The following is a 26,999-nucleotide window of genomic DNA, read 5'->3' as shown; positions in this document are numbered from 1 at the left end:
ATTTGACCTGAATTAGGGTGTCACTGGGGTGTATTACAATTGGATAACCCGATGGCCTAGGATGCCCGGCAACAAAAATCGGTGCGCATGGCGCACCCTTAATAACCTTTGTTTACGACAAATTTGCACCGAAAGGAAATCCCATGGCCAAACAAATCCTCTCCACCCCCAATGCCCCTGCCGCCATTGGCACCTATTCCCAGGGCGTAAAAGTCGGCGACACCATTTACCTGTCCGGACAGATCGGGCTGGATGCACAGACCATGATCCTGGTCGATGGCATCGAGTCACAGATTCATCAGGTGTTCCTCAATCTGGGCGAGGTCGCCAAGGCCGCCGGTTGCAGCCTTAACCATACCGCCAAGCTCAACGTCTACCTCACCGATCTGACCCATTTCGCCAAGGTCAACGAGATCATGGCGCATTATTTCGAGCAGCCCTACCCGGCGCGCGCTGCAGTGGGCGTAAAAGAACTGCCACGCGGCGCACTGGTGGAAATGGATGCGATTCTGACCTCCAGCGATTAGCCCATCCACCACTCTCGGCGGGAAATACTTGCTTTTGGCAGCAGGACGGATAACATACACTTATGAGCCTATAAGTGTATGTTATGAGAATACTCCTTTTCCCCGCCAGATGGTTGATGAATCAGCTCAAATTCCCGCACAAGTTGCTGCTGGTGGGAATCATCGGGCTCATTCCCCTTGTGCTGCTTATCACCCTGCTTATCCCCAGGCTCAATGACCGAATAGCCACATCAGAGCTGGAAATCATCGGCATCCGGGCGATCCAGCCAATCAAGATTTTCACCTCCCAGGCCCAGGCTCACCGAGGGTTATCGCAACTCTCCCTGAGTAGAGATCAGGCCGTTCAAAAGAGACTGGCCGACCTCGAATCTCAAGCTGAAGAACAAATCCGGAAACTGGACGATTACGACAGACTCTACGGCACTAGACTCAACACATCGCACGAATGGCAGGAAATCAAGGAAAAATGGCGCAAACTGCTGACAGTGACTCCAACCTTGACGGCCGAGCAGGATTTCCGACTTCACACTGAATTCATCATTTGCCTGAACACCTTTCTGCTCAATCTTGCTGATGCCGCTGGCCTTAGCCTGGAAGATGATCTCTCCATCCACTACACGACTTGGGTGGTGGTTTTTCACATCCCCAACCTGATCGAAAACCTCGGCCAGGCACGTGCCCTGGCCGCCCACTCCGCCCAGAAGAACACGCTGAGTACCGAGGACAGGTACCGGATCAGCGCCCTTCTAGGCAATATTCAGAAAGCCGAGGACACCCTGCTCGCCCGGATGGATAAATCTTTTGCTCGCCTGTTGCTCCGCGAACAACTAAAACAGCCGTTACAGAGCGCCACCAATGCCAGCCACGCTTTCGTCTTCGAGGTTGAGAACGGCTTACTGCTTTCCGATACTATCCAGGCCAATGGCGAAGCGCTGTTCGCTGCGGGGACATTGGCCATCGATGCTGCCTATCGCTTGTGCAACGTCACCCTGCCGCATCTGGAGCAGATGGTCCAAGACAGAGTGAACCACCTTACTGCCGAAAGACGGCTAATTTTCATCGTGACAGCTCTCACCCTGGCACTGACCGCCTACCTTTTCTTGGGCTTCACTAGCGGCCTTCTCGGCGGAATTTCGGCCCTGAAAACAGCCGCCAAACGAGTAGCCCGGGGAGATTTTCATACCTATGCCAGCGTTTCCACGCGCGATGAACTGCACGACATCGCCAGTTCCTTTAACGACATGGCGGATTCGCTGCACAGCACGGTTTCCCAGCTACGGGCCAGCGAGGAAAAATACCGCAAAATCATGGAGCAGGCCGGCGATATGATCCTGCTTGCCGACCTTCGAGGAAAGCTGATAGACGCGAACCGCATGGCAGAAATACAGATGGGCTACAGTCGCGAAGAATTGTTGCAGATGAATATCCTGGACCTGGTACCGGACCAGGAAAAGCCTCGTGCTGTGGCAGCGCTCGCCCGCCTAGCGGAGGAAGGCTCCTGCGAAGAGGAATACCTCGCCCAAGGCAAGGACGGCCACACAATCCCGGTCCACGCCAAGTGCACCCTGATCGAACACGCCGGAGAGAAACTGGCACTTGGCATTTTCCGCGACATTTCTGCCGCCAGAGAATTCCACCAGCGTATCGAATTTCTGGCCACACATGATCCTCTCACCAGCCTGCCTAACCGCAGCCTGCTTTACGACCGCATCCAGCAGGCACTGGCTCGCTCCGAGCGGGATACCGAACCCTTCGCCTTGATGTTTATCGATCTGGACAATTTCAAGGACATCAACGACACGTTCGGCCATGATCAAGGCGACCAGCTACTGCAGCAAGTCGCCATGCGCATCCAGAGTTGCGTGCGCGCCGCCGACACTGCCGCCCGCCTGGGCGGCGACGAATTCACCGTCTTGCTCTCAAGTACCGATCGGGAAACCGCTGCCGTCACCGCTCAGCGCATCGTCGACGAACTCGCCCTGCCATTCATGATCGAGGGGCAATCCCGCAACGCCATCACCGCCAGCATCGGCATCAGTCTCTACCCACAGGATGGCGAGGATCGTCACTCCCTGATGAAATATGCCGACGAGGCCATGTATCGTGCCAAGACAGGAGGAAATTCATACCGCTTCCACGCCAACTCCTGACCGAAAGCCATACCCTCGGGTACAATTGCCCGGATGACAACTGCCGCAAGCAAAAAGCCGAAAAATGAAGCATCCGCTTCGCCCTTTCCGCCGGCTCTGCAAACCAAGCTTGCCAAACTCGGCCTGCATACTGCACACGACCTGCTGCTGCACCTGCCGCTACGTTACCAGGACGAAACCCGCATCCACTCCATAGCCAATGCATCGCTGGGGCAAGCCATCCAGGTCGAAGGCGAGATCATCGACACCACCGTCCAGTACCGACCGCGCCGTACCCTGGTATGCCGGGTTGAGGATGACAGCGGCATGATGACGCTGCGTTTCCTGAATTTTTATCCCAGCCAGATCAAGCAACTTGCCCCGGGCAAACGCGTGCGCCTGTTCGGAGAAATGCGCCACGGATTCTTCGGCATGGAAATGGTGCATCCGCAGTACCGCATGGTGGACGAAAATGCGCCAGTCGCCGAGGCGCTGACGCCGATCTACCCCACCACTGCCGGTCTGGGACAAGCCTCCTTGCGCAAACTAGTGCAGGCATCCCTCGCCAAATGCGACCTGGCCGACACTCTGCCCCACGATGTACTGCAGCCACTGGGTTTGCCCGCCTTTGCGGAAAGTATCGCTTATCTGCACCAACCCCCACCTGACGCGCCGATCGAGCTGCTGGCCGAACGCACCCACCCTTCCTGGCAGCGGCTAAAATTCGACGAACTGCTGGCTCAGCAGCTTTCCATGCATCAGCATTACCGGCGGCGGCGCGCGCAGTCTGCCGCCCCGATGCCGCCCCGGCAACGGCTTACCCGCGCCCTGCTGGCGGCGCTGCCATTCCCGCTCACCCGCGCCCAGCAGCACGTCATGACGGAGATCGCCAGCGACCTGACCAAGCCCCACCCGATGCAGCGACTGCTACAGGGCGACGTCGGCAGCGGCAAAACCATCGTCGCGGCGCTGGCGGCTTTGCAGGCGATTGAAAACGGATTTCAGGCGGCGATCATGGCCCCCACCGAAATCCTTGCCGAACAGCATTACCAGAAGCTCTCCGCCTGGCTGGGACCGCTCGGCCTGCGCGTCGTCTGGCTGGCGGCAAGTCTGCCGAAAAAGGAAAAGCAGGCTGCACTCACAGCGGTCGCCGAAGGGGAAGCCCAACTCGCGATCGGCACCCATGCCCTGTTTCAGGAACAGGTTGTATTCCGCAATCTCGGTCTGGCCATCATCGACGAGCAGCATCGCTTCGGTGTGCACCAGCGCCTTGCGTTGCGGCAAAAAGGTGCGCAACCGCACCAACTGATGATGAGTGCCACCCCGATCCCGCGCACCCTGTCGATGAGCTACTACGCCGACCTCGACGTTTCGGTGATAGATGAACTGCCGCCGGGGCGCACACCGGTGGTCACCAAACTAGTCAGCGACCGCCGCCGCGACGAAGTGGTGGCGCGAGTCCGCGAGGCCTGCCTCTCTGGCCGCCAAGCCTACTGGGTCTGCCCTCTGATCGAGGAGTCGGAAACCCTTCAGCTCAAGACCGCCGTAGAGACTTTCGAAACCCTGACCGCCACTTTCCCGGAACTGAAAGTAGGGCTGGTGCACGGCCGATTGCACGCGCGCGACAAGGCGGCCACCATGGCGGCCTTCAAGGCAGGGGAAATTCAGCTTCTGGTCGCCACCACGGTGATCGAGGTCGGGGTGGACGTGCCCAATGCCTCGCTGATGGTGATCGAGCACGCCGAACGCTTCGGGCTTTCCCAACTTCACCAGTTGCGCGGGCGAGTCGGTCGGGGCGCGGCAAAAAGTGCCTGCATCCTGCTTTACCAGACACCCCTGTCGGAAACAGCGCGTGCCCGGCTGAAGATCATCTACGAAAACAGCGACGGTTTCGAAATCGCGCGCCAGGACCTGCTGCTGCGCGGCCCCGGCGAATTCCTCGGTGCGCGTCAAAGCGGTGTGCCACTGCTACATATCGCCGATATCGAGCAGGATCAGGGCTTGCTCGAAGCTGCCCGTCGCATCGCCGAAAAAATCATCGCTGAACAGCCGGAGGTGGCGGAACGCCATTTGCAACGCTGGCTGGCGGGTGCAGAACAATACTTGAAGGTATAATCTGGCGTAATGGGTGAGGGGTGAGGCGGAAAGTCAAAAATCACACCGTCGCAAATTTAATGCCTCACCCCTATCGCCTCACCCCTCACCGAATTTAAGAGGAACCCGAACTTGCAATCCTTGTGGCAAAACCGTTTGTCGGAAAGCTGCACCCGCTACCGCCCCTGGCTGCTTGACCGTGGCTCTCTCACCCGGCGCATCCGGATGCGCTGCGCCGCCTTTAGTGTGCGTCATGTGCAGCAGCAGCACGGCGTGGCCATGCCATCCGAGCGACACATGGTTGCGTTGAAGCACCATTCGCGCGCGCTGCTGCGCGACGTATTTCTGTATTGCGGAGAAACGCCGCTGGTTTTCGCCCACAGCGTGCTGCCCGCCACCAGCCTGCACGGCACCTGGCAAGGCCTGGGCCGGCTCGGCAGCAAGCCGCTGGGCGCGGCACTATTTGCCAACCCGCGCGTACAACGCACACCATTGCAATTCAAAAAGCTCAACCGGCGCGATGCGCTGTACAAACGTGCCTGCACTATCCTGCCGAACCCGCCTGCCAGCCTGTGGGCGAGACGCTCGGTGTTTTACCTGGAAGGCAGGCCGATCCTCGTTACCGAAGTGTTCCTGCCAGACATTCTGAAACTCCACCCATGACACTGGCCGAACGATTCACACTATACGAAAGACTGATGCGGCTCGATAAGCCGATCGGCATCCTGCTCCTGCTGTGGCCGACATTGTGGGCGTTGTGGCTATCCTCGGACGGGTCTCCGAACTGGATCATCCTGTGTATTTTCACCCTCGGCACTGTGCTGATGCGCTCGGCCGGTTGTGTCATCAACGACTTCGCCGACCGCGATTTCGACCCGCATGTGGAGCGCACCAGGAACCGTCCGCTCGCCGCCGGGCTAGTGAGTAAGAAAGAAGCCTTGGTGCTTTTCGCAGTGCTGGTGTTGCTATCCTTTCTGCTGATCCTGCGCCTCAACACCCTCACCCTCCAGCTCTCGGTCGCGGCAGTGTTTCTCGCCGCCAGCTATCCCTTCACCAAGCGGTTCTTCGCCATCCCCCAAGCCTACCTCGGCATCGCCTTCGGCTTCGGCATCCCGATGGGCTTCGCCGCCCAGACAGGCAGCGTGCCCCCGGTGGCGTGGGCGATGCTTGCCGCCAACGTATTCTGGGCGATCGCCTATGACACCGAATACGCCATGGTGGACCGCGATGACGACCTCCGTATCGGCATCAAGACTTCGGCCATTACCTTCGGCAAATATGACATTCTGGCGGTGATGCTGAGCTATGCCGCAACACTGGCCATCCTCGCCGGCGTCGGATTAAAACTCGGCCTGGGCTTAGCCTATTATGCCGGACTGGTTACCGCTGCCGGCATTGCCGCCTACCATTACACACTGATCAGGCAGCGCGAGCGCGCCAAGTGTTTCAAGGCGTTTTTGCACAACAACTGGTTCGGCGCGGCGGTGTTCGGTGGCATCCTGCTAAACCACCTCAATACGACTTGGCTTGGAATGCGCGGTTTTTTATGAGCGACTGCTGCGAAAACAAATCCTGCACCCTGAATGCCATGCGCGCCAACCATGGCCGCGTGCTCAAGATCGTACTGGCCGTCAACGTTGTTATGTTCGCTGTGGAAGCCGTCGCCGGCATGGCCGCACATTCCACCTCCCTGCTAGCGGACGCATCGGACATGCTGGGCGATGCGCTGGTGTATGGCTTCAGCCTGTATGTTCTGACCCGCGACGAGATGTGGCAAGCGCGGGCGGCGCTGCTGAAGGGCCTGATCATGCTCTCCTTCGGTCTGGGCGTGGCAGCGGAAGCAGTTTACAAAGCACTCCATCCCATCTTGCCCGATGGCGAATTCATCGGTGTTATCGGCCTGCTGGCGCTGGCCGCCAATACCGGGTGCTTCCTGCTGCTCTATCGTCACCGCGCCGACAACCTCAACATGAGCTCGGTATGGCTATGCTCGCGCAACGACCTGTTCGCCAATTCTGGCGTGATCGTGGCCGGTATCGCGGTTATCTTCACCCAGTCGCGCTGGCCGGATATTATTATCGGCGGCGCCATTGCCATCCTGTTCCTCAAATCTGCGTTCTCCGTGCTAGGACAATCCCTGGCAGCATTACGCACCCAACCCCGCTAGGAGACTCCATGCGCCACGCTCTGATTTCCCTTGCCCTGCTGCTGCCAAGCCCGCTGGTTCTTGCGCAGCAACCCGTGCAGCCGCCGACTCCTCCGCAGGATTATCGCCAGCTGGCCACCATGCCCGAACTATCCCGCGCCCTGATGCGCACCGATATGCAGGATCACCTCATGGCGCTGAATGAAATTTTCGGGCATCTGGCGGAAAACAACCTGGCGGCAGCGTCAGAAACCGCAGAAAACCGCCTCGGCAACAGCTCCATGGGCAAGCACGCCGTGATGGCGCGCGGCCAAGGGCCGGGGCGATTCATGCCTGACGCCATGCGTCAGTTGGGGTGGAGTATGCACGCTGCGGCCAGCGAATTCGCCGAGGTGGCGAAAGAAGGGGATACGGCCAAGACCTACTCCGCACTGCAAAAAGTCATGACTAGCTGCGTGGCCTGTCACATGTCGTTCCGTACGCGCTAAAAGTAAGGCTCGTGAAGCGAGACCTCGCCCCTCTCTCCCTCGGGGAGAGAGTAAGGAGAGAGGGCAACGGCCATGGGGAATCTGTGCTTCATCACCTGAGGCTATGGTTCACCATAGCCGTTAAAGAAGATGAATCAGTGCTTGGCCTTGAGGCCGGCGGCAAAAACTGCTTCCAGACTCTCCGGTAGCTGGAACTGGGCAAAGGCACGATGGATTTCAGCCTCGTTCACGCCGGCGCTACGGCCTTCGAATCGGATACCGATCCTTCCACCGTTGGAAGCCAGCGTCGCAAACGCAAAGCGCCAGCGCTGAACTTCTGCGAGCCGCTCGCGCAACTCGCGCTCGTTGCTGATAACCACACCCGCTTCTTTCAGGGAGTCCAGAAAATCATCAAAGGACTCATTGCTCAGACTGCCCATCTACGCCTCCGTTATGAAATACGGTGGTTACCCACCTATGATCCTAACAACGTGGCTAATCTATAGCGGTTGACAAAACATTAAACAAAATAGATCAACACGTTGAACTGAGCCTGGCCTGGCACTCCTGAATTGCGGCAGATCCGGCCAGATGCTGATTGGAGGTGATGGCCATGGCGGAAAACGCCGGCCATTTACCTGGGCAATAGTTGCCTGAGCAAAACCATTCCGCTACTCTGTTCACTTTGAAAATTCACCGGCCTGCCCACGTAGCCGGGATGAGAAACCATGACTGACCCAGTCGGCGACACCCACCTCGACTCCGCAAAAACATTGACCACCGTGGTCTATGCCCTGCAGGCAATTGCGATTCTGGGGTTCGGCCTGCCCTACATTGTCGCCATCATCATCAGCTATGTGAAACTGGACGATGTCAAGGGCACCTGGCTGGAATCCCACTTCCGCTGGCAGATCCGCACTTTCTGGTTCAGCCTTCTGTGGGGGGCCATCGGCGCCATTACATTTATCCTCATCATTGGCTGGTTTATCCTGGCCGCTGATTGCATCTGGGTTATTTACCGTATCGTCAAAGGCTGGCTACGCCTCAACGAAGGCAAGGAAATATTTCCACAATGAAATACAAAGATCTGCGCGACTTCATTTCGCAACTGGAAAAACAGGGCGAGTTCAAGCGCATCAGCACTGAAGTCGATCCCCTCCTGGAAATGACGGAAATCTGCGACCGCGTTTTGAAAGCGGGCGGCCCGGCGATCCTGTTTGAGAATCCAAAAGGCCATTCCATGCCGGTGCTGGCCAACCTGTTCGGCACGCCCCGGCGCGTTGCCATGGGCATGGGCGAAGACAGCGTCGAAGCGCTGCGTGAAGTCGGCAAGCTGCTGGCTTTTCTCAAGGAACCCGAACCCCCCAAAGGCCTCAAGGATGCCTGGGATAAATTCCCGCTGTTCAAGCAGGTGCTCAACATGGCACCAAAGGAACTGTCATCCGCTCCCTGCCAGGAGATCGTCTGGGAAGGCCAGGATGTCGACTTGGCCAGGCTGCCGATCCAGACCTGCTGGCCAGGTGACGTGGCGCCGCTGATCACCTGGGGACTGGTGATCACGCGCGGGCCGCTGAAGAAGAGGCAGAATCTCGGCATCTACCGCCAGCAGGTGATCGCTCCGAACAAGGTGATCATGCGCTGGCTCGCCCACCGCGGCGGCGCGCTGGATTTCCGCGATTTCAAGCTGGCCAATCCCGGCAAACCTTTTCCAATCGCTGTCGCCCTCGGAGCCGACCCGGCCACCATCCTTGGCGCGGTGACGCCGGTGCCTGACTCCCTCAGCGAATATCAGTTTGCCGGACTGCTACGCGGTTCAAAAACTGAAGTCGTGAAGGCACTGGGCTCCAACCTGCAAGTTCCGGCCAGCGCCGAGATCGTGCTGGAAGGCGTGATTCACCCCGACGAGATGGCGCTGGAAGGGCCTTACGGTGACCACACCGGCTACTACAACGAACAGGCTGAATTTCCGGTGTTCACCATCGAACGCATCACCATGCGCAAGAACCCGATCTACCACAGCACCTACACCGGCAAGCCGCCGGACGAACCGGCCATCCTCGGCGTGGCATTGAACGAAGTGTTCGTACCGCTGCTGCAGAAACAGTTCCCCGAAATCACCGACTTCTATCTGCCGCCGGAAGGCTGCTCCTACCGGCTCGCCGTGGTCAGCATCAAGAAGCAGTACGCCGGCCACGCCAAGCGCGTAATGTTCGGCGTATGGTCGTTCCTGCGCCAGTTCATGTACACCAAGTTCATCATCGTCACCGACGACGACGTCAACATCCGCGACTGGAAGGAAGTAATCTGGGCCATGACCACCCGCATGGACCCGGCGCGCGACACGCTATTGGTCGAGAACACGCCGATCGACTACCTTGATTTCGCCAGCCCGGTCAGCGGCCTTGGCTCGAAGATGGGCATGGACGCCACCAACAAGTGGCCGGGAGAAACCATGCGCGAATGGGGCCGACCGATTGTCATGGACGAAGCAATCAAAAGCAGGGTTGACGAACTCTGGAGCAGCCTGGGCCTGTAGCCGCACGCTGTTGACGCGGCGATGACAAAAGCCTACTCTTCGATTCGTTGTTAAACCACTACAGGAGTAGGGCATGGGCTTATTCGACTCTTTCAAGAAGAATTCATCCGCCGCACCGGCAGCCACAACCGCTAACAATCCCGACACCCAGGAACTCGATTTCATGAGCGCCATCGAGGCCCATGTGCGCTGGAAAGTGCGCCTGGAAAACTACATCGATGGAAACAACGCCGAGAAACTCGACCCTGACATTGTCTGCCAGGACAACCAGTGCATTCTGGGAAAATGGATCTACGGGGCAGGCCAGAAATACAAGGATAACCCCCTGTTCGAAGAGATCCGGGTTGTCCACACCGATTTCCACAAAGGCGCTGCTCAGATCATTCGGATGTCCGATGCCGGCGAAAAAACTGCCGCCATGGACATGGTACAGCGCGGCGACCATTACAAGAACTCGCAGCGTATCAAATCCAAGCTAGCGCGCCTGCACATAGAACTCAAGGGCGGCGAGGAATAAGCCGCACCGCACGCCCTTCATGGACAAACAACAAGGGCAACGAACCTGCCTTTACGATACCGCCGATCTCGACGCGGTTCTCGCCGACATGGCGCGCCAGGCTGCCGGTCTGCTCACCGGCCGGAAGCAGATTGCCATCGTCGGCCTGTTGCGCCGCGGCGCACCCCTGGCGGAAATGCTGCGCGAACGACTGGCTCGCGATTACGGCCTCAGCGGCCTGCCGCTGTACAAACTCCATGTCAAACGCTACGCCGACGATCTCACCCTGCTGCATCCCGAAACCGAGCTGACCGAAAGCGCCGAACAGGCTACCCTGAATCTGACCAATGCCACAGTGATGGTTGTGGATGACGTGCTCTACCGCGGACACTCGTTGCTCAAGGCCGTGGAATACCTGGCGGCGAAAAATCCACTGGAGATACGCACCGTGGTGCTGGTAGATCGCGGCGTCACTCTGCTGCCGATTCGCGCGGACATCACCGGCATACGACTGGATGTTGCACCGCAGGACATCATTGAGTGCAACGTCCCGCCCTACGAACCTGATTTCAGAATCGAGCTGCTTCAGCCAGACAAAGCCTGAAAGCTTTACAGCCCCATCAAATCACATTACATTCTTGGCCAATACCATCAAAGGATTTAAAACCACATGAAATTTCATTCCACTCAATTCGGCACGCAGGAAGTCGATCCGGAAAGCATCCTGACCTTCCCCAATGGAATGCCGGGATTCGAGGGATCCACCCGCTACAAATTGTTTCACATAGAAGAGAACACGGAACAACCCGTCGTCGTCCACTGGCTGCAATCCATCGACGAACCGGATGTCGCCTTCGCACTGGTCGATCCGGCGTTGTTCGGCCTGAATTACGAATTTGTCCTGACCGACGAAGAAGAACAATTGCTGAAGATGGAAAGCGTGGAAGATATCGCGGTTTTGCTCATGGCCTATAAGCCGGAACCAGACGCAGTTTCCAAAGCCAGCATTAACGCCAACATCAACGGCCCGATCGTGCTCAACATGCGTGCCCGCCTTGGACTGCAGAAAATTCTGGTCGGCCTCGAAGCTGACATCACCCTGAAGAGCAAAAAACCCGCTGCTTAATTGCGGCTGTACACCCACTCCAGCAAGGCATCCTGGGCCGCTTGGCCCGCGGATGCATCGGGGTGGTTAATGAAGAATACCACCACCATGCTTCGCCCTTTGCGGTCGTGCACATAACCGGCGATCGCCTTCACTCCCCGCAACGAACCGGTTTTGATATGGGCATGGCCTGCCACATCCTGGTCGTGCAGCCGTTTCTTCATGGTACCGTCAACTGCCGCGATCGGCAGGGAAGACACGAACTCCGCCATCAAAGGGCCGCGCCAGGCGGTTAGCAGCAGCGTGCCCAGATGCGTCGGACTGATGTGCTCGGTGCGCGATAGACCGGAACCGTTCTCGATCTCCATCTCAGGGAACGCCATGCCCCGCTCCGCCAGCCATTTATCGACAACCTGCCCCGCAACGCGCGCCGAACCTTCGCTACCGATTTCGCGGCCGATAGTCAACAGCAACTGGCGTGCCATCACGTTGTTGCTGAATTTGTTGATATCGCGCACTACCTCTGCCAGTGCCTTGGATTCGCGTCTTGCCAGCAGTCGCGCGCCAGGCGCCGCAACACCCTCATGCACGCTGCCGACTAACGTACCGCCCAACTCCTGCCACAACTGCCGGAACAGCGCATCGACGTGGCCGGTATTGTTGAACAGACTCAGATACAGCGACTTATCGCCGCAGGCGCGAGGGTAGCTACCGCTGACCACGACGGTGGCCGCATCGTTTCCGTACCGAATAACTTCCGTCAGCACCCTCTCGTGCCAGTCGTTGCACGGGCCATCATCAAGCTGCAGGCGGTTGACGATGCGCAGGCGCGCGGGCGCAGGGTCGGCGATGATGCGCACACCGCCCTCCGCTTCCGAAACGAGACGGAAGCGGACGGTTTTAAAGTTCACCAGCAGCGCCTCTGGCATCACGTTGTAAGGGCGGTAAGGCTCATTATCGAAGGAACCCGGATCGCCCGGCGTCGCCTGAAAATAACTGTTGTCCAGCACCAGATCGCCATGGATTTCCCGGATACCCAGCCCGCGCACGTCACGCAACAGTTTCCAGAAACTTTCCAGCGTCAGCGCCGGATCGCCATAGCCCTTGATGACCAGGTCGCCCGTCAGGACATCCCCGGCCACCGTCCCGCCCGTCAGCACCTCGGTTTTCCAGGTGTAGGCCGGACCGAGCAATTCCAAGCCGGCATAAGTGGTCACCAGTTTCATGGTCGATGCCGGGCTCATCGACTTATTGGCCTGGTGAGCGATCAGCGGCTTTCTGGCCGCCACACCCTGGACGAACACGCCGACGCTGGCGGCGGGAATCCCAGCCTCGCGCAACGCCTTGGCGACAGAGGCGGGCAGCGGCGCAGCCTGCACCGACACCGTCCACATCAACACCAGCAACAGCCATATCCTGTTCATAATCCCTCGACAATCTCCAGCGTGCCCGCCACCAGCATCCTGATTTCCTCCTCGTTGATCACATAGGGCGGCATGAAATAAACCGTGCTGCCGATGGGGCGCAGCAGCAGGCTGCGCTTCAGCCCTTCCTCGAAGAATGCACGGGCGAAGCCAGGCGCTGCATCCGCCACCTCGAACGCCCAGATCATGCCGCTATGGCGAAAATTTCTGACGCGCGGATGTGCCTTGAGCGGCACGGCGATAGTGTTAAAACTTGTGGCCTTGACGCGGTTGGCCGCGATCACTTCGTCCTGCTCAAAAATATCCAGCACCGCCAGCGCTGCGCGACAAGCCAGCGCGTTGCCGGTGTAGGAATGGGAATGGAGAAAGCCGCGTGCCGTGTCGTCATGGTAAAACGCCTGGTAAACGACATCGGTGGTCAGCACCGCCGACAAGGGCAAGTAGCCGCCAGTGATGCCTTTCGACAGGCACAGGAAATCCGGCCTGATCCCGGCCTGCTGATGGGCGAACATCGTCCCCGTGCGCCCGAAACCAACGGCGATTTCATCCGCGATCAGGTGTACCTCGAATTCGTCGCAGATCGCCCGCGCCTGGCGCAGATACTCGGCATCGTACATGCCCATCCCCGCCGCACCCTGTACCAGCGGTTCGAGAATCAAGGCAGCAGTTTCCTGGTGATGCCGCTCCAGATGCGCGCGCAAAGCCGCTGCACAGCGCAGCGCGTAATCCCGCGCCGACTCTCCTGATTCTGCATTGCGCCAGTCGGGCGTCGGCACCTGTGCACTTTCCCGCAGCAAGGGCGCATAAACATCCTTGAATAGCGCTACATCGGTGACCGACAGCGCACCCACGGTTTCGCCGTGATAACCGTTCTGGAGACTGACGAAACGGGTCTTTTCCGGGCGGCCCGAGTTGCGCCAATAGTGGAAACTCATCTTGAGAGCGATCTCGGTGGCGGAAGCGCCATCCGAACCGTAAAAGCAATGCCCCAGACCGGAAAGGCACGACAATCGTTCCGACAGCTCAACCACTGGCTGGTGCGTAAAGCCGGCCAGCATTACATGCTCCAACTGGTCCAGCTGGTCCTTGAGCGCGGCATTGATACGCGGGTTACAGTGACCGAACAGGTTGACCCACCACGAGCTCACCGCATCGAGATAACGATTGCCGTCGAAATCATGCAGCCACACTCCCTCGCCACGGGCAATCGGCACTAGCGGCAAGGTCTCGTGCTGCTTCATCTGGGTGCAGGGGTGCCAGACGGCGGCCAGACTGCGATGGAGAAATTCCTGGTTAGACATTGAGCGCGGGAGGCCCCGGAAGATGGATGCGATAGAGCACATTATCTCACAGCAGAATCCCCCTTGGGATGATGCCCCGAAGCTATGAATTTACTTATATAATTACCCCATGCTCTACTGGGAAAAACACGACCACGACAAAAATCGGCACAGCTGGTATGCCGTCACTTTCGGCCACGACCTGCTCGGCGACCTGGTGCTCAACCGTAGTTGGGGCAGCCTCGGCCTGCGTAGCCGGCAGCACCGCAAACAGCCAGTCTGCTCGGTGGACGAACTGCGCACCTGGCTGCAGATCATCGGCACGGAGCGCGAAGCACACGGCTATACCGTGGTTGCCGTCGGCTAATCAGTGTCCCACCCTGCGGGCGCTGCGGATCTCCCAGCTGAGCTGGTAGACCGCCAGCGCATAGTGCAGGCTGCGGTTGTAACGCGTGATCGCATAGAAGTTGTCGAAGCCCAGCCAGTATTCCCTGCCATCTTCACCCTCTACCGCCAGCAAGGCCGCCTGTAAAGACGCTGACAATCGTTCGACCGGCACCAGCCCGATCGATTTCAACTCCTCGACACTCCACTCCGGCTTGAGCGATGTCGACACATAGGCGCTTAAACTCTGCTCCGCCTCGTCCGGCAGACGGACACGCACTACCACCGGCTGACCGGCTTCCCAGCCATAGGCCTTGAGGTAATTGGCCACGCTGCCGATGGCGTCGGTGGTGCTGCTCCACAGATCGCGCCGGCCGTCGCGGTTGAAATCGACGGCATAGCTGCGGTAGCTGCTGGGCATGAACTGGGGAATACCCATGGCACCGGCGAACGAGCCTTTGGCCGAGAGCGGGTCGCGCCTCTCCTCCCTCATCAGCAGCAGATACTGCTCCAATTCACCACGGAAATATTCAGCACGGCGCGGATAATCGAAAGCCAGCGTGGCCAGAGTATCGAATTCGGGAAAGCGTGACCGGGTTTTACCGTAACGGGTTTCCACGCCGATTATCGCCACGACCACCTCCTCCGGCACGCCATAAATTCGACGGGCGCGGGCAAGAGCGGTGGCATTCTGCCGCCAGAATCTCACCCCATGACGGATGTTCCTCTTATTCACGAACTGGCTGCGGTAACGCGACCAGGGCAGCGGCTGCGCCACCTGTTCGGTCATGGTTCGGGCAGCGAAAAGGCAGGGCCGGGCTTGGGCAAACAGATGGCTGAGCGCCTCGGCATCGAAGCCATGCCGGTCGGCCATGGTTTCAATGAACTGCTGCACCTCCGGGCGTTCGACAAAAGAATCCGCCCTCGCCGACGACAGCCCACTGCTCAGCAGCATGGAAAACAGTAAAGCCAATAAGCCTTGGCGGATCATTGACCTGCTCCCATTAAACCATGCCATTTGAATCCAGTTAAAGGCGGTATCCAAAAAAGAGAATGGGCCTTATAAACGTGGCTTAGGGTGTGTTCTTACGATGACAGCTATTCCGTCGCAGCTTTTGCAATCGCGGCCTGTAATCCATCCATCTTCTTTGCCAACTCGTCCAGGCCTTTGATGTTATGTCGGGCAATGATCGACGTCATGGTGTTGTAGCTCATGAACACCGTTCCCGTGGCGTCTTCCCATACCAGGGCTTTGAGCGGGAAATCGATGGCCGACTCGGGCGACGCCACCATGAAAGGAGTACCCCCTTTGGGGTTGCCGAAAATTGTTACCGTGGCGGGTTGCATCTTCAGCCCAACTTTTTGCGCGCCTTCGGAGTGATCAATCTTAGCGAACACCGTCAAGCCTTTCTCTTTCAGCATCGCTTCCAGGCGGGACTGCGTATCTTGGAACCCGTGCTTGCTTGCCTGGGTTTTCATCGTGTCATCCGCACTTACTGGTAAAGAAATCGCCAACATGCTCAGTACGATCCACATATATTTCATTGCTCGTTCTCCTTAATGATTGAATTGTGACGCCCCCACATTACCCGCATGTTGTCGATATTCTCGTTGCGATTCGATCCGTCACAACCATAAATAACTCGAACATTTACGCTTGATTATGGCCAAGAACGGCCGTCAATGGTCCTCCAGCAGTGGGGTGGCGGCCTCGATATGCACGGTGCGCGTCGGGAAGGCAATTTGAGCGCCGTGACGGTCGATGATCTCGGCCACCTTCAGGAGCACATCCTGCTTCACCTCATGGAAGTGGACCCAGGCTGTGGTCTTGGTGAAAGTGTAGATAAAGAAGTCAAGGGACGATGGACCAAAGGTGTTGAAGTTGACGATCAAGGTCTGGGTTGCATCGATCTCCACGTGGTTCTGCAGCATGACCTTAACGTCTGCCACGATAGCACCCATCACTCCGATGTCTTCATAGCGGATGCCAACGGTCTCTTTGATACGGCGATTAGTCATTCGCGAGGGATTTTCCACCACGATGGTAGTGAACAAGGCATTCGGCACGTAAATGGGATTCTTGTTGAAGGCTCGGACCCGCGTGTGTCGCCAGCTGATGTATTCCACCGTGCCCTCGATTTTCTTATCTGGCGACCGTATCCAATCGCCCACACTGAACGGCCGGTCCAGGTAGACGGTGAGTCCCCCGAAGAAGTTGGCCAGCAAATCCTTTGCGGCGAAACCGATGGCGATGCCTCCGATGCCCCCGGCGGCCAATACTCCCGAGATGCTGAAGTCGAGGGTTTGCATCGCCATAAGGGTGGCGATGATGATCACCGTGAGGCGGGCCAACTTTGACAGTGCGTCGATAGTGGTGAGGTCGACTTCCTCGCCTTTTTCCTCGCGCATCACGACTATGCTGCAGGAGACGTTGCGAATAAGGCGGATCAAAAACCAGGCCAGGCAAACCACTACGCCTACATTGCGGATGGGTGGCACTGCGTCGAAGATGGCAGCGCCGGTCTCCTTGCCCACGGTACCGGCCGCGAAGGCAATGCCAACCAGCCAGATGATTATGGGTAGCGGTCGTTTTGCCGCCTGGATGAGGCCATCATCCCAATGACTGGCCGTCTGGCTGACCATCCTCTCTGCACGGCGGAGCAGGAATTGGGCGACGGCGCTGACCAGCACGGTAGCCAGGACTACCAGGAAGACTTGAAGAAGCCACGGCTCTGCCAGAAAGGAGAGCCCCAGTTTGTCTGATAATACTTTCATATCCATGGGGGAGCGGGTCATCCTGTGGAAGAGTGGACTTCCATTTTAGCAGACCACGTCATCGACTCGATATCACCACTCCAAACTGCAACCTGCCCCCCATCATTTAAAATGGCCTGCCTGAGTGGCCTGAGTTTACAGGTTAGGCAGTTTTGGCGTGCATCCGGGCTGGGCCTGAAACTCCAGATTATCTATGCCATTAATGGCAATCCTTGATTCCCAAGGGGAAACTGTAAAACTGATAGTCCGCTTCCCGTCCTTGGCCCCAAAGCTATATGAGCTTGACCGTTCCATGCCGTAACGACTGGCGATCTTTTGCTGAAGCTCCTTGACGCCATCCGCCGAAAGAAATGGATCGAATTTCACAGTGATGCTGCTGATGCGAAAATATTTTTCGGGCTGAGCATTCAGATTGCCCGGGTCGGCAAGCAAATAGATGACCCCTTGTGTGCCATTCCTGAATTTTACATCCCGTAAATACACCGAGGCATCCGAGCTGTTGCAAATGGGAATTTTCTTGTATCGGGCCGCTTTCCTTAATGCCTCGCCTATTTTCAACTCAGGATGGTCTGCGTCGGCTTCGCCAAGACAAACATCTCCCAGACAATATTTTTTCGACAAGCCAAACCCAAGCGGTTCACCTGCCAGAACGACGGTTGTCCAGCTAAGAACAAAAGCAATAACGATATATTTAAGTGATTTCATGTTTTATGAATTTGTCGATAAAGTTTAATTTCCACTAACAAATTCAACCTCTCTTATAGCCTTTCTTTCGGAAAAACGCACCAGTTCATGTTTTGATACATGAAAATCCGAGTGCTCCAGAATGCCATGTAAAGTCCTCTCTTTCAATTCGAAGACAATTCCTGGTTTTTTAATCTCGTGTTATTGGCCAGATGGAAGGAGCCAGACACGAATTAAAGGTCCCTTATATTGCTGAACTACGCCCATTTTTAATGGACTGCTGAACGTTCCATTCATCTTCCCCTTGAAATTAGCGCGCCCAGCCCCTATTATTAGCACTCATCGGACATGAGTGCTAACAGCGACATTCCGAAAGTTTTTTTACCGGCAAACAGCGCAGGCGGTTTGCCGGATTTTATTTCGTTAACTTAGGACCTATTAAGCAATAAGCATTACACGCGGCGGTGAGGATTCGGGCGCATGGCTAGGCGTAGGCGACGCCGTGTGGTTATTCCACACAAGGAGCCTGCAACAACGCCAGGGGGCCGAATCCTCACCGCCCCGGAGGGTTATCCCCCAGAAAGCCCGCATACTGCGTTGCGGCTCGTCAGCGTGGAACAACCACGCTTTCCTCTCCGCGCCTTGCCTGCGAGCTTTCTGGGGGTAACGCGTGCAACGCTTATTGCTTAATAGGTCCTTAAACCTGACAGGAGATTGAAACAATGAAAATTCGTCCGTTGCACGACCGCGTTATAGTCAAACGGCTGGAAGCCGAAGAAAAAACCGCTTCCGGTATCGTCATCCCCGGTTCTGCCGCAGAAAAACCTGACCAGGGCGAAATCGTTGCCGTGGGTAAGGGCAAAGTGGGTGACGACGGCAAAGTGCGTCCTCTGGATGTCAAAGTCGGCGACAAAGTGCTGTTCGGCAAATACTCCGGCCAGACCGTCAAAATTGACGGCGATGAGCTGCTGGTGATGCGCGAAGAAGACATCATGGGCGTCGTTGAGAAATAAATCGTTATCCAGGTCGGGCTGGCGCATAGTGCGCTGCCCGACGTCATCAAAGTATTCAGGAGATTAAAATATGTCAGCAAAAGACGTGAGATTCGGTGACGACGTTCGTCATCGCATGGTGGCCGGTATCAATGTTCTGGCCAACGCAGTTAAAGTTACTCTCGGCCCGAAAGGCCGCAACGTGGTTCTGGAGCGCTCTTTCGGCGCCCCTACCATCACCAAGGACGGCGTTTCTGTCGCCAAGGAAATCGAACTGAAAGACAAGTTCGAGAACATGGGCGCGCAGATGGTCAAGGAAGTCGCTTCCAAGACCTCCGACGTAGCCGGTGACGGCACCACCACCGCAACCGTGCTGGCCCAGGCGATTGTACGCGAAGGAATGAAATTCGTTTCCGCCGGCATGAACCCGATGGATCTGAAGCGCGGTATCGACAAAGCAGTTGAAGCCTGCATCATCGAATTGAAGAAAAACTCCAAGCCCTGCACCACCAACAAGGAAATCGCTCAGGTGGGTTCCATTTCCGCCAACTCCGACAGTTCCATCGGCGACATCATCGCTGAAGCCATGGACAAGGTTGGCAAGGAAGGCGTGATCACCGTGGAAGACGGCACCAGCCTGCAGAACGAGCTGGAAGTGGTGGAAGGCATGCAGTTCGACCGCGGCTACCTGTCCCCTTACTTCATCAACAATCCAGATCGCCAGATCTCTCTGCTGGAAAATCCTTTCGTGCTGCTGCACGACAAGAAAATCTCCAACATCCGCGATCTGCTGCCGGTACTGGAGCAAGTCGCCAAGGCTGGCCGTCCGCTGCTGATTATCGCTGAAGATATCGATGGCGAAGCGCTGGCTACGCTGGTGGTGAACAACATCCGCGGCATCCTGAAAACCTGCGCCGTTAAGGCACCTGGCTTCGGCGACCGTCGCAAGGCCATGCTGGAAGACATCGCCATCCTCACCGGCGGCACCGTGATCGCTGAAGAAGTCGGCCTGTCTCTGGAAAAATGCACTCTGGCCGAACTGGGCCAAGCCAAGCGCATCGAAGTCGGCAAAGATGAAACCATCGTCATCGATGGCAACGGCGATGCCGCCAACATCGAAGGTCGCGTCAAGCAGGTTCGCAAGCAGATCGAAGAAACCACCAGTGACTACGACCGTGAAAAGCTGCAAGAGCGCGTCGCCAAGCTGGCAGGCGGTGTGGCCGTGATCAAGGTCGGGGCTGCTACTGAAGTCGAAATGAAAGAGAAAAAAGCCCGCGTAGAAGATGCTCTGCACGCTACCCGCGCTGCCGTGGAAGAAGGCATCGTCGCCGGCGGCGGCGTAGCTCTGCTGCGCACCCGCGCTGCCATCAGCAAAATCAAGGGCGACAACGCCGATCAGGATGCTGGCATCAAGATCGTGCTGCGCGCCCTGGAAGAGCCGCTGCGCCAGATCGTCGCCAACGCCGGCGTCGAGCCGTCGGTGGTGGTGAACAAGGTGGCCGAAGGCAAGGGCAACTACGGCTTCAACGCTTCCAACGACACCTACGGCGACATGGTGGAAATGGGCGTACTCGACCCCACCAAGGTGACCCGTTACGCGTTGCAGAACGCCGCTTCCGTAGCCGGCCTGATGCTCACTACCGAGTGCATGGTAGCCGAGATGCCGAAGGAAGATTCGGCTGGCGGCGGCATGGGCGGCGACATGGGCGGTATGGGTGGCATGGGCGGAATGATGTAATTCAGCTCCGGCTTCCCTGCGTCAGCAAGGAACGGCTCGCCGCACTGTCCGCAGTGCGGCGAGTGATTACGAAAAACCCCGCAAATCTGCGGGGTTTTTTTATTCGGCGGCTATCGAATGATCAGATGATTTCATCCAAGATGACCGACAAATCATACAAGTAAATTTACGACTTCAGGCCTTGCGAGAATTTTATTTTTTGCCTGAATCATTCTGCTTTAGCTATCGTCCAAATTGTGCCATGAAGAGACATTCAAGAATTTTGTCCATAACTGACATACGCATGGAATTCAGTGAAATTGTAAAATTCTTTACGCTGGTCGTAGAGGGCCGCAGGCCAATGATGGTGATTTCCCTTTAGGTTAGTATTTGGATGGACTCATGCCACGTCAAAAAACCCGCTTAACTCTGATAAATACGTCGAAAAACTTTACATCTCACGGCATCAGTCAGTGTGAAATTTTTAAGTGCCTATATGTTTCATATGACTCATATATTTATGGCGCAACAATTGCTTAGTTAAAATATGAACATTATCATTTTGTAATGATTGGGGAAAGAGGCGGATGAATGCTTAACCCTCACTATAATGTCATTTTGGTTTTTAATTATTAGCAAGATACGGTTACAGTCTGAGTCAAATGGTTGCCTCTGATAGTAATGAGGAATTTCGTTGAACTTTTAATCAAGATTATTAAATTTATAAATGGAATTAACAATTATGAAAAACAACCCGTTGTTTAAAACATGTTTAGTCGCCGCCCTTGTAATATCCGGATCTGTCAGTACTGCACAGGCAGCCACGATTACTTTTGACAATTTAGATACATCGTCTGGCAGTTATGCACAACTTCAGAATGGGTATGCAGGTTTTAATTGGGATAATTTCTGGGCCGTGGATGGCCTGAATTATTATGACCCGAATGACCCGACCGCGATCGGCTACACCACTGGCGTGGTTTCTCCCAATAACGTGGCTTTCAACGGGTTTGCCGATCCGGCGAGTTTCTCAAGCACCACTATATTTTCTTTGGAAAGCGCGTATGTAACCAAAGCCAGGGATGCGGGATTGACGCACTTTGATGGTTATAACGGGGCAAGCTTGCTTTATTCGATGGATGTCTACTCCACCACGACAGCGCCCACGTTCGTGACTTTTAACTGGGCTGGCCTGGACAAAGTTGTCATGTCTGATGGTGACGGGACTGCGCATACCGCTATTGATGACATTACCGTCAATTCGGTCCCCGTTCCTGCTGCTGCATGGTTGCTGGGTTCTGGTCTGTTGGGCTTGATCGGTGTGGCGCGGCGTAAAGTAGCATAATCAGTTTTCTTGCCTACGATGACGGAGGCCTTTGGGTCGCTGTTTTTGTTTGTGGATTTGGATTTTGAAGGTCTGCTTCCGCCTAGCTCTAATGTCGCCTCAGGGTCGGGAGTACGCATTGGCAGTTATAGAAGGCGGGCGCTCGCACTGCCTTCAACACAGCTCCGCCAAGGGGTATCTGAGCGGCAGATCAGGCCGATGGAGTAGCATTGTCTCCAGAGCCTTTGGGCGCAGTTAGCTGACGTTCCGCTGGATGGGCTTGAAGGCACATGACCGGCAGTTCATGGACACCACTGCTTCCCAATCAGGTAGCGCCACTCCTGCCTCTACAACCACTCACAATCTGATACCCACCGATTATTGGGCCAAGCAATCAGCGAATTACGCATGCCTCATTTCGAGTGACGCGTTTCCAACAAAATAGTATCTGAAGCCATTTATTGAAGCTTGATGGCAGGAGGCTCTTTTTCGTGCTCGATAGTGACGAAATTCTGTTGTCGCGTTGCTTCCGACAGTTTCTCTTTCTGATCGTTGCAGGTGCGTTCAAGTTCTTCGATACGCCGCTTCTGGCGACCCAGCTGCCACTGCAGACGAACCGTGACTGGCGTCGTAACCAGGGCAACGATGATCGCCCCCAATGCCAGCGCCAACAACAGAACCAATGCCAGGGAACTGTCAAAGCGCCATAGCAGGAAATTGACTGTCACCGGCACGTTGTTTTGCATGGCGAAGACGACGCCAGCTATGGCGACAAAAATAGCTGCAATAATCTTTAGTTGCATGGCACCCCCTGATCTCAGACTGTATTGGCGCGTTCTTCCGTGAGCGTTATCTTTTCTCTCTCGGGCCGCAAACGGGCCACCGCTACCAAGGCCGACGATGCCAGCACCACCAGCATGACGGTTCCGCCGAGGAAACTGGGCAACGGCAACACTTCCTTGGCATGCAGGAATAGTAGCACGGTGATCAAGCCACGAGGAGCAATCCAGGTCAAGGATTTGGCCAGAGGATGTCGGCTAACCCGCAACATGCCGTAGCGCCAGCCGTAGACAACCAGCAGCACAAGCGCTGCCGCCAGCCAGGCATGAAGGGAAGCTAGGTCGGACAATTCGGTCCAATACCCCAGGAGGATGAAAAAGAACCCGCGTACCGCGAAAGTGAGTTCCTGCACCAGCACCTTGAACTCCTTGAGCGTGGCGCCATAAGTATCGTCCATCCAGCTCTGCAGAGGGTGGAAGCGAGTAATCAGCCTGGGGTTGTTAAGCGCCAACCCGAAGAGCAGTACCAGAATGAGCGGAGACAAATGCAGTAAATTGCCTGCGGCATACAGCCCGAAGAGCCCCGCGAGCAGTGGAATAAATCGAATATGGCCATCTATGCGCATCAGCAGGAGAGCCAGCGCAACAGCGCTGACCAATGCCAGCAACAGGGACATCACGCCGCCTCCCACAAGCCCCAGCAGGATGCCGCCAGCCGAGCCATCGGAATTGATCAGGGCGAAGAACACCAGCACCCCCAGTATGTCCGATGCCGAACTTTCATACACAACGAACTCACGTCCGTGAGCCGGAAGAAAATCACTGCTCGGTATAGCGATAGCGCTGCTGATGACGGCGAAGGGAACAGCGAGGATCAGCGCTTGTAAAAGAGTCAGATGAAGTGCCATGACCGCGACAGACGAAAACACGGCAAGACAAATAAAAAAACCCGCGCCAGCCATGATGAGGGCGCCAGCCGCCGCCCTCAGGCGGTCCCGACGCAACTCGATATCCAGAGCGCCCTCCAGGACGATCAGGACCAGGCCAACGGCACCTACGATAGGAACAATAATTTCGAGTCCATCCAGCGTTAGACCGGTAGCTTGGAGCAGAGGCCGGCTGGCAAGCCCGGTAGCGATCATGATGATCACTGCAGGAACGCCTGATACCCGGCCAAACCGCTCAATAGCAAAAGCGATCAGCAATACGATCGAAGCGACCAGAATGGCGGAGTAAATCATCGAACACCTTATAGAATTAAATTAGCGTGAGCCACGCAGGATCGAGTGATGGAACAGGTCAATCGCAGTTTCGCTGGCACGTGCAAACTGGGGGTAACGACGAGGACGCCGTCCCAGAAAGTCAGATGGCGTTTCCAATTATGGAGTGAATGCTGCCTCTGGCTATAAGCCACGACAAACTAAAGATCCAATTCACCGAAGCTGAGCACAGTGTATCATCGCTGAGCCATTTCGACCCTTCGGTGCCGGATCGGATCTGTGCCACCCCAACGGGGCCGGGCGCCATGCATTCGGCCGGGAACACCGACTGATGCTTTTCTCTTTCTACAATCTACAATTCGACGGGCTCGACGATAGGCATCAACCGCGTAGTTTTTTCCATAACAATCATCCCCGCATGGGGCTTGTCGATCCCGGTGGCGAAATACAGGAAGCGAAAGATTTCATCTGCGCGATCAACCGGCACCAGTACCGTGATGATTTCCCGCTCGATATAGAAAAGCTTCTTTTCCTGGACATTGCCGACTCCGATCCCGCGCGCATGATGCACGAACGCGCAGTTGATGCCCATCTCTTTGCGCAGGTCCTCAAGCACGCGCTGGCCTCGTCCACCCGGACAAAAACAGGTGATCGCCTTGTACGGGGTTGCGACCGGTTTCATAATTCTGAATCGCTGAACTTTTCGATAAGTTCGGGCGGGATGTAGGTGGCCATTTTCTCCAGAGGCGTGACGTAGGCCATCCCCATGCCGGGGGTGTCGAGCTTGGCAGTTGTGAAGATGCGCTCGAAGATGTGATCGGCCTGGTCGGTGGAGGCCACGATGTAGATAACCTCCTTCTCCGCGTTGACCGTCACGCCGAGAACGCCCATATGGCGCTGGCGCACCCCCATGCCGCGGGCGTAAAACACTGTCGCACCTTGTGCGCCGGCTCTGCGGGCGGCACGCACCACTTCATCGGCCACGCCGCGCTGCACGATCGCCGTGATCAGCACGGCATCCGTCAATACAACAATTTCGTCGCTCATTCGATTATCACCCTGGCCCGCCGGTTCAGGGCGGTTCTCATGCGTATCCACAGCCCTACCGCCAGCACGCTGATGATCGGACCTACCGACGCCATCGCCAGGATGCCGAACCCATCCTGCACTCCGACAGCCTTGCCCAGCCCCAAGCCCAGCGCAAGGACCAGCGGAACCGTCACCGGCCCAGTGGTAACGCCAGCGCTATCCCAGGCAAGGTTGACGTACTCCTCGCCAGAAAACAGGGTCATAAACAGGGCGAGCACATAACTGGGCAACAGCAGCCAGGCAATCGGTAAATTAAAAATGATTTTGCATACACCGATCGTGGTACCGATACCAACACCGAAGGCAACTGCCCTGATCAAGGTGTTTTTAGTGAAAGCGCCATCGGTCAACTCCTGCACAGTCATGCCCATGGCATTCAAGGCGGGCTCGGCAAGCGTTGCGCCAAAACCCAGCAACAGGGCGAACAGCAAAGTCAGGGTTATGCCGACACCGTGAGAATACAATGGCGAATCGGGAACAGATTCAAAACGGGAGAATGCCGCGGGAAACACTTCGCCGGCCTGTGTGCCAAGCTCGGTCAGGCCGTAATCCAGGCCGACGGAAAACAGGGCCATGCCAAGAATGGCCAGCAAAACGCCATACACAACAATGTTGAGATTCTGCTGTTTTTCCTTCAGCAGAAAACGCTGCACTACCCAAAGGAATAGCACCAGTGGCAGGATCGCGCGCACCGCCAGGGTGATGTCGGCAAACGGCCCCATCTGAAATCCATTCTCGCTGGTGGCAGTGGCTACCAGGCTTTCGATCGAGATGTCGTTCATCCATCCCCATTCCACGAACAAACCCAGCAGCATGACGGACATCACCGGAAACAGGGAGGCTAAAGTAACGATACCGAAGCCGGAAAGTGGATTATCCTCCCGACCGGTAGCCGCGGAAACGCCGATACCCACCGCCAGAACCAGCGGAACCGTTACCGGCCCGGTGGTGACCGCACCGCAATCCCAGGCCAATCCAAGTATCGGCGCCAACCTGGGGTCTGACGCAAGATATGCCGTAAGCATCAGACACGGAGGCACAATAATAAGCAGTATGGTTTTCAGGCGCCAGTTGAAATAGAAGCGCAGTATCCCGACCAGCACGGCAAGTCCGACCCCGATTGCCACGGCAAAAACCAGCCAGTGCACCCGATCATGCAAAAGACTATAAAGTTGAGGTGAAGCTTCCGCGCTGGTCAGGCTGCCAGCCGCCTTGAGCGCCCCGATGGCCGGCTCGGCCAGCGTTGCCGCAGCACCCAGTGCAAAAGCCACCAGCGCTACGCTCATCAGGGAAGACCGGCCCGGCATGATATAGCCGATATTCTCGCTGAAAGGCATCAGGCCGTGCTTCACCCCTTCTATAAACAACATCAGGCCGACCATGATGCCGACGAGACCCAGGGCCACATCTCCGGGGTTAGCCACCTGAACATGCAACACAACCAGCAGGAACAGCACCATGAACATTGCCAACGGCACTACCGCCCGGACCTGTTCGAAAAAACGCAAACCAACATAAGGGCCGATCAGGCGATACACATCCACGACACGCAGACGCATGCGGCGCCGCGACGGCCCATGGGCCGTCACCACGTTGTAGCTGATGGCATGCTGCCGGTGCCGGACGGCGCCGAGATAGTCTCCGTAACGGATGCGGGTATTCATCGCTGATTCGGGTTAAGTATGGATGGTTAAAGTATCGCACACTCAAGCATGGCAACAAAGAATGCCTTTTGACGAAATTCATATGCCGGGGCTATGATCATTCCCGCGACCCTACTAAATCCATGCTCTTCGTAAACGTTGTGGATTGCATCTGCGGCTTTCCCAGT

28 protein-coding genes are annotated in these 26,999 nt (G+C 56.6%); 16 read left to right on the top strand and 12 right to left on the bottom strand.

What is annotated here, in order from left to right; genetic code table 11:
- Nucleotides 1–143: 143 nt before the first annotated feature.
- The 7 genes from SCD_RS02530 (at nucleotide 144) to SCD_RS02500 (ending at nucleotide 7,384) form a co-directional block, all read left to right on the top strand.
- Nucleotides 144–527: a RidA family protein gene (locus SCD_RS02530; protein ID WP_009206695.1), complete on the top strand. Its 384-nt coding sequence runs from the start codon at nucleotides 144–146 to the stop codon at nucleotides 525–527.
- Nucleotides 528–643: 116 nt separating this feature from the next.
- On the top strand, nucleotides 644–2,677 hold the full coding sequence (locus SCD_RS15550) for a diguanylate cyclase domain-containing protein (protein ID WP_009206696.1): 2,034 nt from the start codon (nucleotides 644–646) through the stop codon (nucleotides 2,675–2,677).
- A gap of 33 nt (nucleotides 2,678–2,710) precedes the next feature.
- Nucleotides 2,711–4,771: an ATP-dependent DNA helicase RecG gene (gene recG, locus SCD_RS02520; RefSeq protein ID WP_009206697.1), complete on the top strand. Its 2,061-nt coding sequence runs from the start codon at nucleotides 2,711–2,713 to the stop codon at nucleotides 4,769–4,771.
- A 111-nt stretch (nucleotides 4,772–4,882) separates the two neighbouring features.
- Nucleotides 4,883–5,413 (top strand): chorismate--pyruvate lyase family protein, encoded by a 531-nt coding sequence (locus SCD_RS02515; RefSeq protein WP_009206698.1) that lies wholly within the window; start codon nucleotides 4,883–4,885, stop codon nucleotides 5,411–5,413.
- Nucleotides 5,410–6,300 carry a 4-hydroxybenzoate octaprenyltransferase gene (gene ubiA, locus SCD_RS02510; protein ID WP_009206699.1) on the top strand — a complete coding sequence of 297 codons (891 nt, stop codon included), beginning with the start codon at nucleotides 5,410–5,412 and terminating at the stop codon, nucleotides 6,298–6,300. Before SCD_RS02515 ends, ubiA begins: the two co-directional genes overlap by 4 nt.
- Entirely contained in the window at nucleotides 6,297–6,917 is a 621-nt protein-coding gene (locus tag SCD_RS02505) for a cation transporter (RefSeq protein WP_009206700.1), read from the top strand. The genes ubiA and SCD_RS02505 overlap by 4 nt, the downstream gene beginning before the upstream one ends.
- 8 nt (nucleotides 6,918–6,925) lie before the next feature.
- A complete protein-coding gene (locus tag SCD_RS02500) occupies nucleotides 6,926–7,384 on the top strand; it encodes a cytochrome c (RefSeq protein ID WP_009206701.1) in 459 nt (152 codons plus the stop codon).
- 134 nt (nucleotides 7,385–7,518) lie between these two features.
- Here the strand turns inward: SCD_RS02500 and SCD_RS02495 are convergent, their stop codons facing one another.
- Nucleotides 7,519–7,803 (bottom strand): hypothetical protein, encoded by a 285-nt coding sequence (locus SCD_RS02495; protein WP_009206703.1) that lies wholly within the window; start codon nucleotides 7,801–7,803, stop codon nucleotides 7,519–7,521.
- 288 nt (nucleotides 7,804–8,091) lie between these two features.
- Between SCD_RS02495 and SCD_RS02490 the strand changes: the two genes are divergently transcribed.
- The 5 genes from SCD_RS02490 (at nucleotide 8,092) to fliW (ending at nucleotide 11,521) form a co-directional block, all read left to right on the top strand.
- A complete protein-coding gene (locus SCD_RS02490) occupies nucleotides 8,092–8,439 on the top strand; it encodes a DUF4870 family protein (protein WP_009206704.1) in 348 nt (115 codons plus the stop codon).
- Nucleotides 8,436–9,899 (top strand): 4-hydroxy-3-polyprenylbenzoate decarboxylase, encoded by a 1,464-nt coding sequence (gene ubiD, locus SCD_RS02485; RefSeq protein ID WP_009206705.1) that lies wholly within the window; start codon nucleotides 8,436–8,438, stop codon nucleotides 9,897–9,899. Before SCD_RS02490 ends, ubiD begins: the two co-directional genes overlap by 4 nt.
- A 73-nt stretch (nucleotides 9,900–9,972) precedes the next feature.
- The gene (locus SCD_RS02480; RefSeq protein ID WP_009206706.1) at nucleotides 9,973–10,416 is read left to right on the top strand and encodes a CZB domain-containing protein; all 444 of its coding nucleotides are present in this window, start codon (nucleotides 9,973–9,975) and stop codon (nucleotides 10,414–10,416) included.
- A gap of 19 nt (nucleotides 10,417–10,435) precedes the next feature.
- Nucleotides 10,436–10,999, top strand: a complete 564-nt coding sequence (locus SCD_RS02475) for a bifunctional pyr operon transcriptional regulator/uracil phosphoribosyltransferase PyrR (RefSeq protein WP_009206707.1) — start codon at nucleotides 10,436–10,438, stop codon at nucleotides 10,997–10,999.
- A 66-nt stretch (nucleotides 11,000–11,065) separates the two neighbouring features.
- Nucleotides 11,066–11,521: a flagellar assembly protein FliW gene (gene fliW, locus SCD_RS02470; RefSeq protein ID WP_009206708.1), complete on the top strand. Its 456-nt coding sequence runs from the start codon at nucleotides 11,066–11,068 to the stop codon at nucleotides 11,519–11,521.
- On the opposite strand, the gene dacB is transcribed toward fliW, so the two are convergent.
- Both dacB and bioA read right to left on the bottom strand, forming a co-directional pair.
- Nucleotides 11,518–12,924: a D-alanyl-D-alanine carboxypeptidase/D-alanyl-D-alanine endopeptidase gene (dacB, locus tag SCD_RS02465; RefSeq protein ID WP_009206709.1), complete on the bottom strand. Its 1,407-nt coding sequence runs from the start codon at nucleotides 12,922–12,924 to the stop codon at nucleotides 11,518–11,520. The two genes, fliW and dacB, sit on opposite strands and share 4 nt — an antisense overlap.
- A complete protein-coding gene (gene bioA / locus SCD_RS02460) occupies nucleotides 12,921–14,225 on the bottom strand; it encodes an adenosylmethionine--8-amino-7-oxononanoate transaminase (protein ID WP_009206710.1) in 1,305 nt (434 codons plus the stop codon). The genes dacB and bioA overlap by 4 nt, the downstream gene beginning before the upstream one ends.
- Nucleotides 14,226–14,334: 109 nt before the next feature.
- On the opposite strand from bioA, the gene SCD_RS02455 reads away from it, so the two are divergent.
- A complete protein-coding gene (locus SCD_RS02455) occupies nucleotides 14,335–14,571 on the top strand; it encodes a WGR domain-containing protein (RefSeq protein WP_009206711.1) in 237 nt (78 codons plus the stop codon).
- Here SCD_RS02455 and mltB read toward each other — a convergent pair whose 3' ends face one another.
- The 4 genes from mltB to SCD_RS02435 all read right to left on the bottom strand — a co-directional run bounded on the left by mltB (nucleotide 14,572) and on the right by SCD_RS02435 (nucleotide 18,068).
- Nucleotides 14,572–15,579, bottom strand: coding sequence for a lytic murein transglycosylase B (gene mltB / locus SCD_RS02450; RefSeq protein WP_009206712.1), 1,008 nt, complete (start codon nucleotides 15,577–15,579; stop codon nucleotides 14,572–14,574). It abuts the gene before it with no gap.
- Between the two features lie 107 nt (nucleotides 15,580–15,686).
- The gene (locus SCD_RS02445) at nucleotides 15,687–16,133 is read right to left on the bottom strand and encodes a DUF302 domain-containing protein (RefSeq protein WP_009206713.1); all 447 of its coding nucleotides are present in this window, start codon (nucleotides 16,131–16,133) and stop codon (nucleotides 15,687–15,689) included.
- Between the two features lie 135 nt (nucleotides 16,134–16,268).
- Entirely contained in the window at nucleotides 16,269–17,369 is a 1,101-nt protein-coding gene (locus SCD_RS02440; protein ID WP_009206714.1) for a mechanosensitive ion channel family protein, read from the bottom strand.
- Between the two features lie 129 nt (nucleotides 17,370–17,498).
- On the bottom strand, nucleotides 17,499–18,068 hold the full coding sequence (locus SCD_RS02435) for a hypothetical protein (RefSeq protein WP_009206715.1): 570 nt from the start codon (nucleotides 18,066–18,068) through the stop codon (nucleotides 17,499–17,501).
- A gap of 701 nt (nucleotides 18,069–18,769) precedes the next feature.
- On the opposite strand from SCD_RS02435, the gene groES reads away from it, so the two are divergent.
- The 3 genes from groES to SCD_RS16695 all read left to right on the top strand — a co-directional run bounded on the left by groES (nucleotide 18,770) and on the right by SCD_RS16695 (nucleotide 22,101).
- Nucleotides 18,770–19,060: a co-chaperone GroES gene (gene groES, locus SCD_RS02430; protein ID WP_009206716.1), complete on the top strand. Its 291-nt coding sequence runs from the start codon at nucleotides 18,770–18,772 to the stop codon at nucleotides 19,058–19,060.
- Between the two features lie 70 nt (nucleotides 19,061–19,130).
- On the top strand, nucleotides 19,131–20,777 hold the full coding sequence (gene groL, locus SCD_RS02425; RefSeq protein WP_009206717.1) for a chaperonin GroEL: 1,647 nt from the start codon (nucleotides 19,131–19,133) through the stop codon (nucleotides 20,775–20,777).
- Between the two features lie 721 nt (nucleotides 20,778–21,498).
- Nucleotides 21,499–22,101 (top strand): VPLPA-CTERM sorting domain-containing protein, encoded by a 603-nt coding sequence (locus SCD_RS16695; RefSeq protein ID WP_021035757.1) that lies wholly within the window; start codon nucleotides 21,499–21,501, stop codon nucleotides 22,099–22,101.
- A gap of 437 nt (nucleotides 22,102–22,538) precedes the next feature.
- Here the strand turns inward: SCD_RS16695 and SCD_RS02415 are convergent, their stop codons facing one another.
- The 5 genes from SCD_RS02415 to SCD_RS02395 form a co-directional block, all read right to left on the bottom strand.
- On the bottom strand, nucleotides 22,539–22,883 hold the full coding sequence (locus SCD_RS02415; protein WP_009206719.1) for a lipopolysaccharide assembly protein LapA domain-containing protein: 345 nt from the start codon (nucleotides 22,881–22,883) through the stop codon (nucleotides 22,539–22,541).
- Nucleotides 22,884–22,897: 14 nt separating this feature from the next.
- Nucleotides 22,898–24,100, bottom strand: a complete 1,203-nt coding sequence (locus SCD_RS02410; protein ID WP_009206720.1) for a cation:proton antiporter domain-containing protein — start codon at nucleotides 24,098–24,100, stop codon at nucleotides 22,898–22,900.
- A 331-nt stretch (nucleotides 24,101–24,431) separates the two neighbouring features.
- Nucleotides 24,432–24,761: a hypothetical protein gene (locus SCD_RS02405; protein WP_009206722.1), complete on the bottom strand. Its 330-nt coding sequence runs from the start codon at nucleotides 24,759–24,761 to the stop codon at nucleotides 24,432–24,434.
- Nucleotides 24,758–25,126 carry a P-II family nitrogen regulator gene (locus SCD_RS02400; protein ID WP_009206723.1) on the bottom strand — a complete coding sequence of 123 codons (369 nt, stop codon included), beginning with the start codon at nucleotides 25,124–25,126 and terminating at the stop codon, nucleotides 24,758–24,760. The genes SCD_RS02405 and SCD_RS02400 overlap by 4 nt, the downstream gene beginning before the upstream one ends.
- Nucleotides 25,123–26,832, bottom strand: coding sequence for a DUF1538 domain-containing protein (locus SCD_RS02395; protein ID WP_009206724.1), 1,710 nt, complete (start codon nucleotides 26,830–26,832; stop codon nucleotides 25,123–25,125). Before SCD_RS02395 ends, SCD_RS02400 begins: the two co-directional genes overlap by 4 nt.
- Between the last annotated feature and the right edge of the window lie 167 nt (nucleotides 26,833–26,999).

It is taken from the genome of Sulfuricella denitrificans skB26 (assembly GCF_000297055.2).
Taxonomy (GTDB): domain Bacteria; phylum Pseudomonadota; class Gammaproteobacteria; order Burkholderiales; family Sulfuricellaceae; genus Sulfuricella; species Sulfuricella denitrificans.
The sequence above is the reverse complement of the archived record's forward strand: the minus strand, read 5'-3'. Positions and strand labels throughout refer to the sequence as shown.

What these genes read in the sequence shown, in the direction of transcription:
- SCD_RS02530 (WP_009206695.1), top strand. Translation starts at nt 144, where the DNA reads ATGGCCAAACAAATCCTCTCCACCCCCAATGCCCCTGCCGCCATTGGC.
- groES (WP_009206716.1), top strand. Translation starts at nt 18,770, where the DNA reads ATGAAAATTCGTCCGTTGCACGACCGCGTTATAGTCAAACGGCTGGAA.
- SCD_RS02495 (WP_009206703.1), bottom strand. Translation starts at nt 7,803, where the DNA reads ATGGGCAGTCTGAGCAATGAGTCCTTTGATGATTTTCTGGACTCCCTG.
- dacB (WP_009206709.1), bottom strand. Translation starts at nt 12,924, where the DNA reads ATGAACAGGATATGGCTGTTGCTGGTGTTGATGTGGACGGTGTCGGTG.
- SCD_RS02395 (WP_009206724.1), bottom strand. Translation starts at nt 26,832, where the DNA reads ATGAATACCCGCATCCGTTACGGAGACTATCTCGGCGCCGTCCGGCAC.
- mltB (WP_009206712.1), bottom strand. Translation starts at nt 15,579, where the DNA reads ATGATCCGCCAAGGCTTATTGGCTTTACTGTTTTCCATGCTGCTGAGC.
- SCD_RS02500 (WP_009206701.1), top strand. Translation starts at nt 6,926, where the DNA reads ATGCGCCACGCTCTGATTTCCCTTGCCCTGCTGCTGCCAAGCCCGCTG.
- SCD_RS02475 (WP_009206707.1), top strand. Translation starts at nt 10,436, where the DNA reads ATGGACAAACAACAAGGGCAACGAACCTGCCTTTACGATACCGCCGAT.
- SCD_RS15550 (WP_009206696.1), top strand. Translation starts at nt 644, where the DNA reads ATGAATCAGCTCAAATTCCCGCACAAGTTGCTGCTGGTGGGAATCATC.
- SCD_RS02410 (WP_009206720.1), bottom strand. Translation starts at nt 24,100, where the DNA reads ATGATTTACTCCGCCATTCTGGTCGCTTCGATCGTATTGCTGATCGCT.
- recG (WP_009206697.1), top strand. Translation starts at nt 2,711, where the DNA reads ATGACAACTGCCGCAAGCAAAAAGCCGAAAAATGAAGCATCCGCTTCG.
- bioA (WP_009206710.1), bottom strand. Translation starts at nt 14,225, where the DNA reads ATGTCTAACCAGGAATTTCTCCATCGCAGTCTGGCCGCCGTCTGGCAC.
- SCD_RS02455 (WP_009206711.1), top strand. Translation starts at nt 14,335, where the DNA reads ATGCTCTACTGGGAAAAACACGACCACGACAAAAATCGGCACAGCTGG.
- ubiD (WP_009206705.1), top strand. Translation starts at nt 8,436, where the DNA reads ATGAAATACAAAGATCTGCGCGACTTCATTTCGCAACTGGAAAAACAG.
- SCD_RS02435 (WP_009206715.1), bottom strand. Translation starts at nt 18,068, where the DNA reads ATGAAATCACTTAAATATATCGTTATTGCTTTTGTTCTTAGCTGGACA.
- SCD_RS02480 (WP_009206706.1), top strand. Translation starts at nt 9,973, where the DNA reads ATGGGCTTATTCGACTCTTTCAAGAAGAATTCATCCGCCGCACCGGCA.
- SCD_RS02445 (WP_009206713.1), bottom strand. Translation starts at nt 16,133, where the DNA reads ATGAAATATATGTGGATCGTACTGAGCATGTTGGCGATTTCTTTACCA.
- ubiA (WP_009206699.1), top strand. Translation starts at nt 5,410, where the DNA reads ATGACACTGGCCGAACGATTCACACTATACGAAAGACTGATGCGGCTC.
- SCD_RS02490 (WP_009206704.1), top strand. Translation starts at nt 8,092, where the DNA reads ATGACTGACCCAGTCGGCGACACCCACCTCGACTCCGCAAAAACATTG.
- SCD_RS02505 (WP_009206700.1), top strand. Translation starts at nt 6,297, where the DNA reads ATGAGCGACTGCTGCGAAAACAAATCCTGCACCCTGAATGCCATGCGC.
- SCD_RS02415 (WP_009206719.1), bottom strand. Translation starts at nt 22,883, where the DNA reads ATGCAACTAAAGATTATTGCAGCTATTTTTGTCGCCATAGCTGGCGTC.
- SCD_RS02440 (WP_009206714.1), bottom strand. Translation starts at nt 17,369, where the DNA reads ATGGATATGAAAGTATTATCAGACAAACTGGGGCTCTCCTTTCTGGCA.
- groL (WP_009206717.1), top strand. Translation starts at nt 19,131, where the DNA reads ATGTCAGCAAAAGACGTGAGATTCGGTGACGACGTTCGTCATCGCATG.
- SCD_RS16695 (WP_021035757.1), top strand. Translation starts at nt 21,499, where the DNA reads ATGAAAAACAACCCGTTGTTTAAAACATGTTTAGTCGCCGCCCTTGTA.
- SCD_RS02405 (WP_009206722.1), bottom strand. Translation starts at nt 24,761, where the DNA reads ATGAAACCGGTCGCAACCCCGTACAAGGCGATCACCTGTTTTTGTCCG.
- SCD_RS02400 (WP_009206723.1), bottom strand. Translation starts at nt 25,126, where the DNA reads ATGAGCGACGAAATTGTTGTATTGACGGATGCCGTGCTGATCACGGCG.
- fliW (WP_009206708.1), top strand. Translation starts at nt 11,066, where the DNA reads ATGAAATTTCATTCCACTCAATTCGGCACGCAGGAAGTCGATCCGGAA.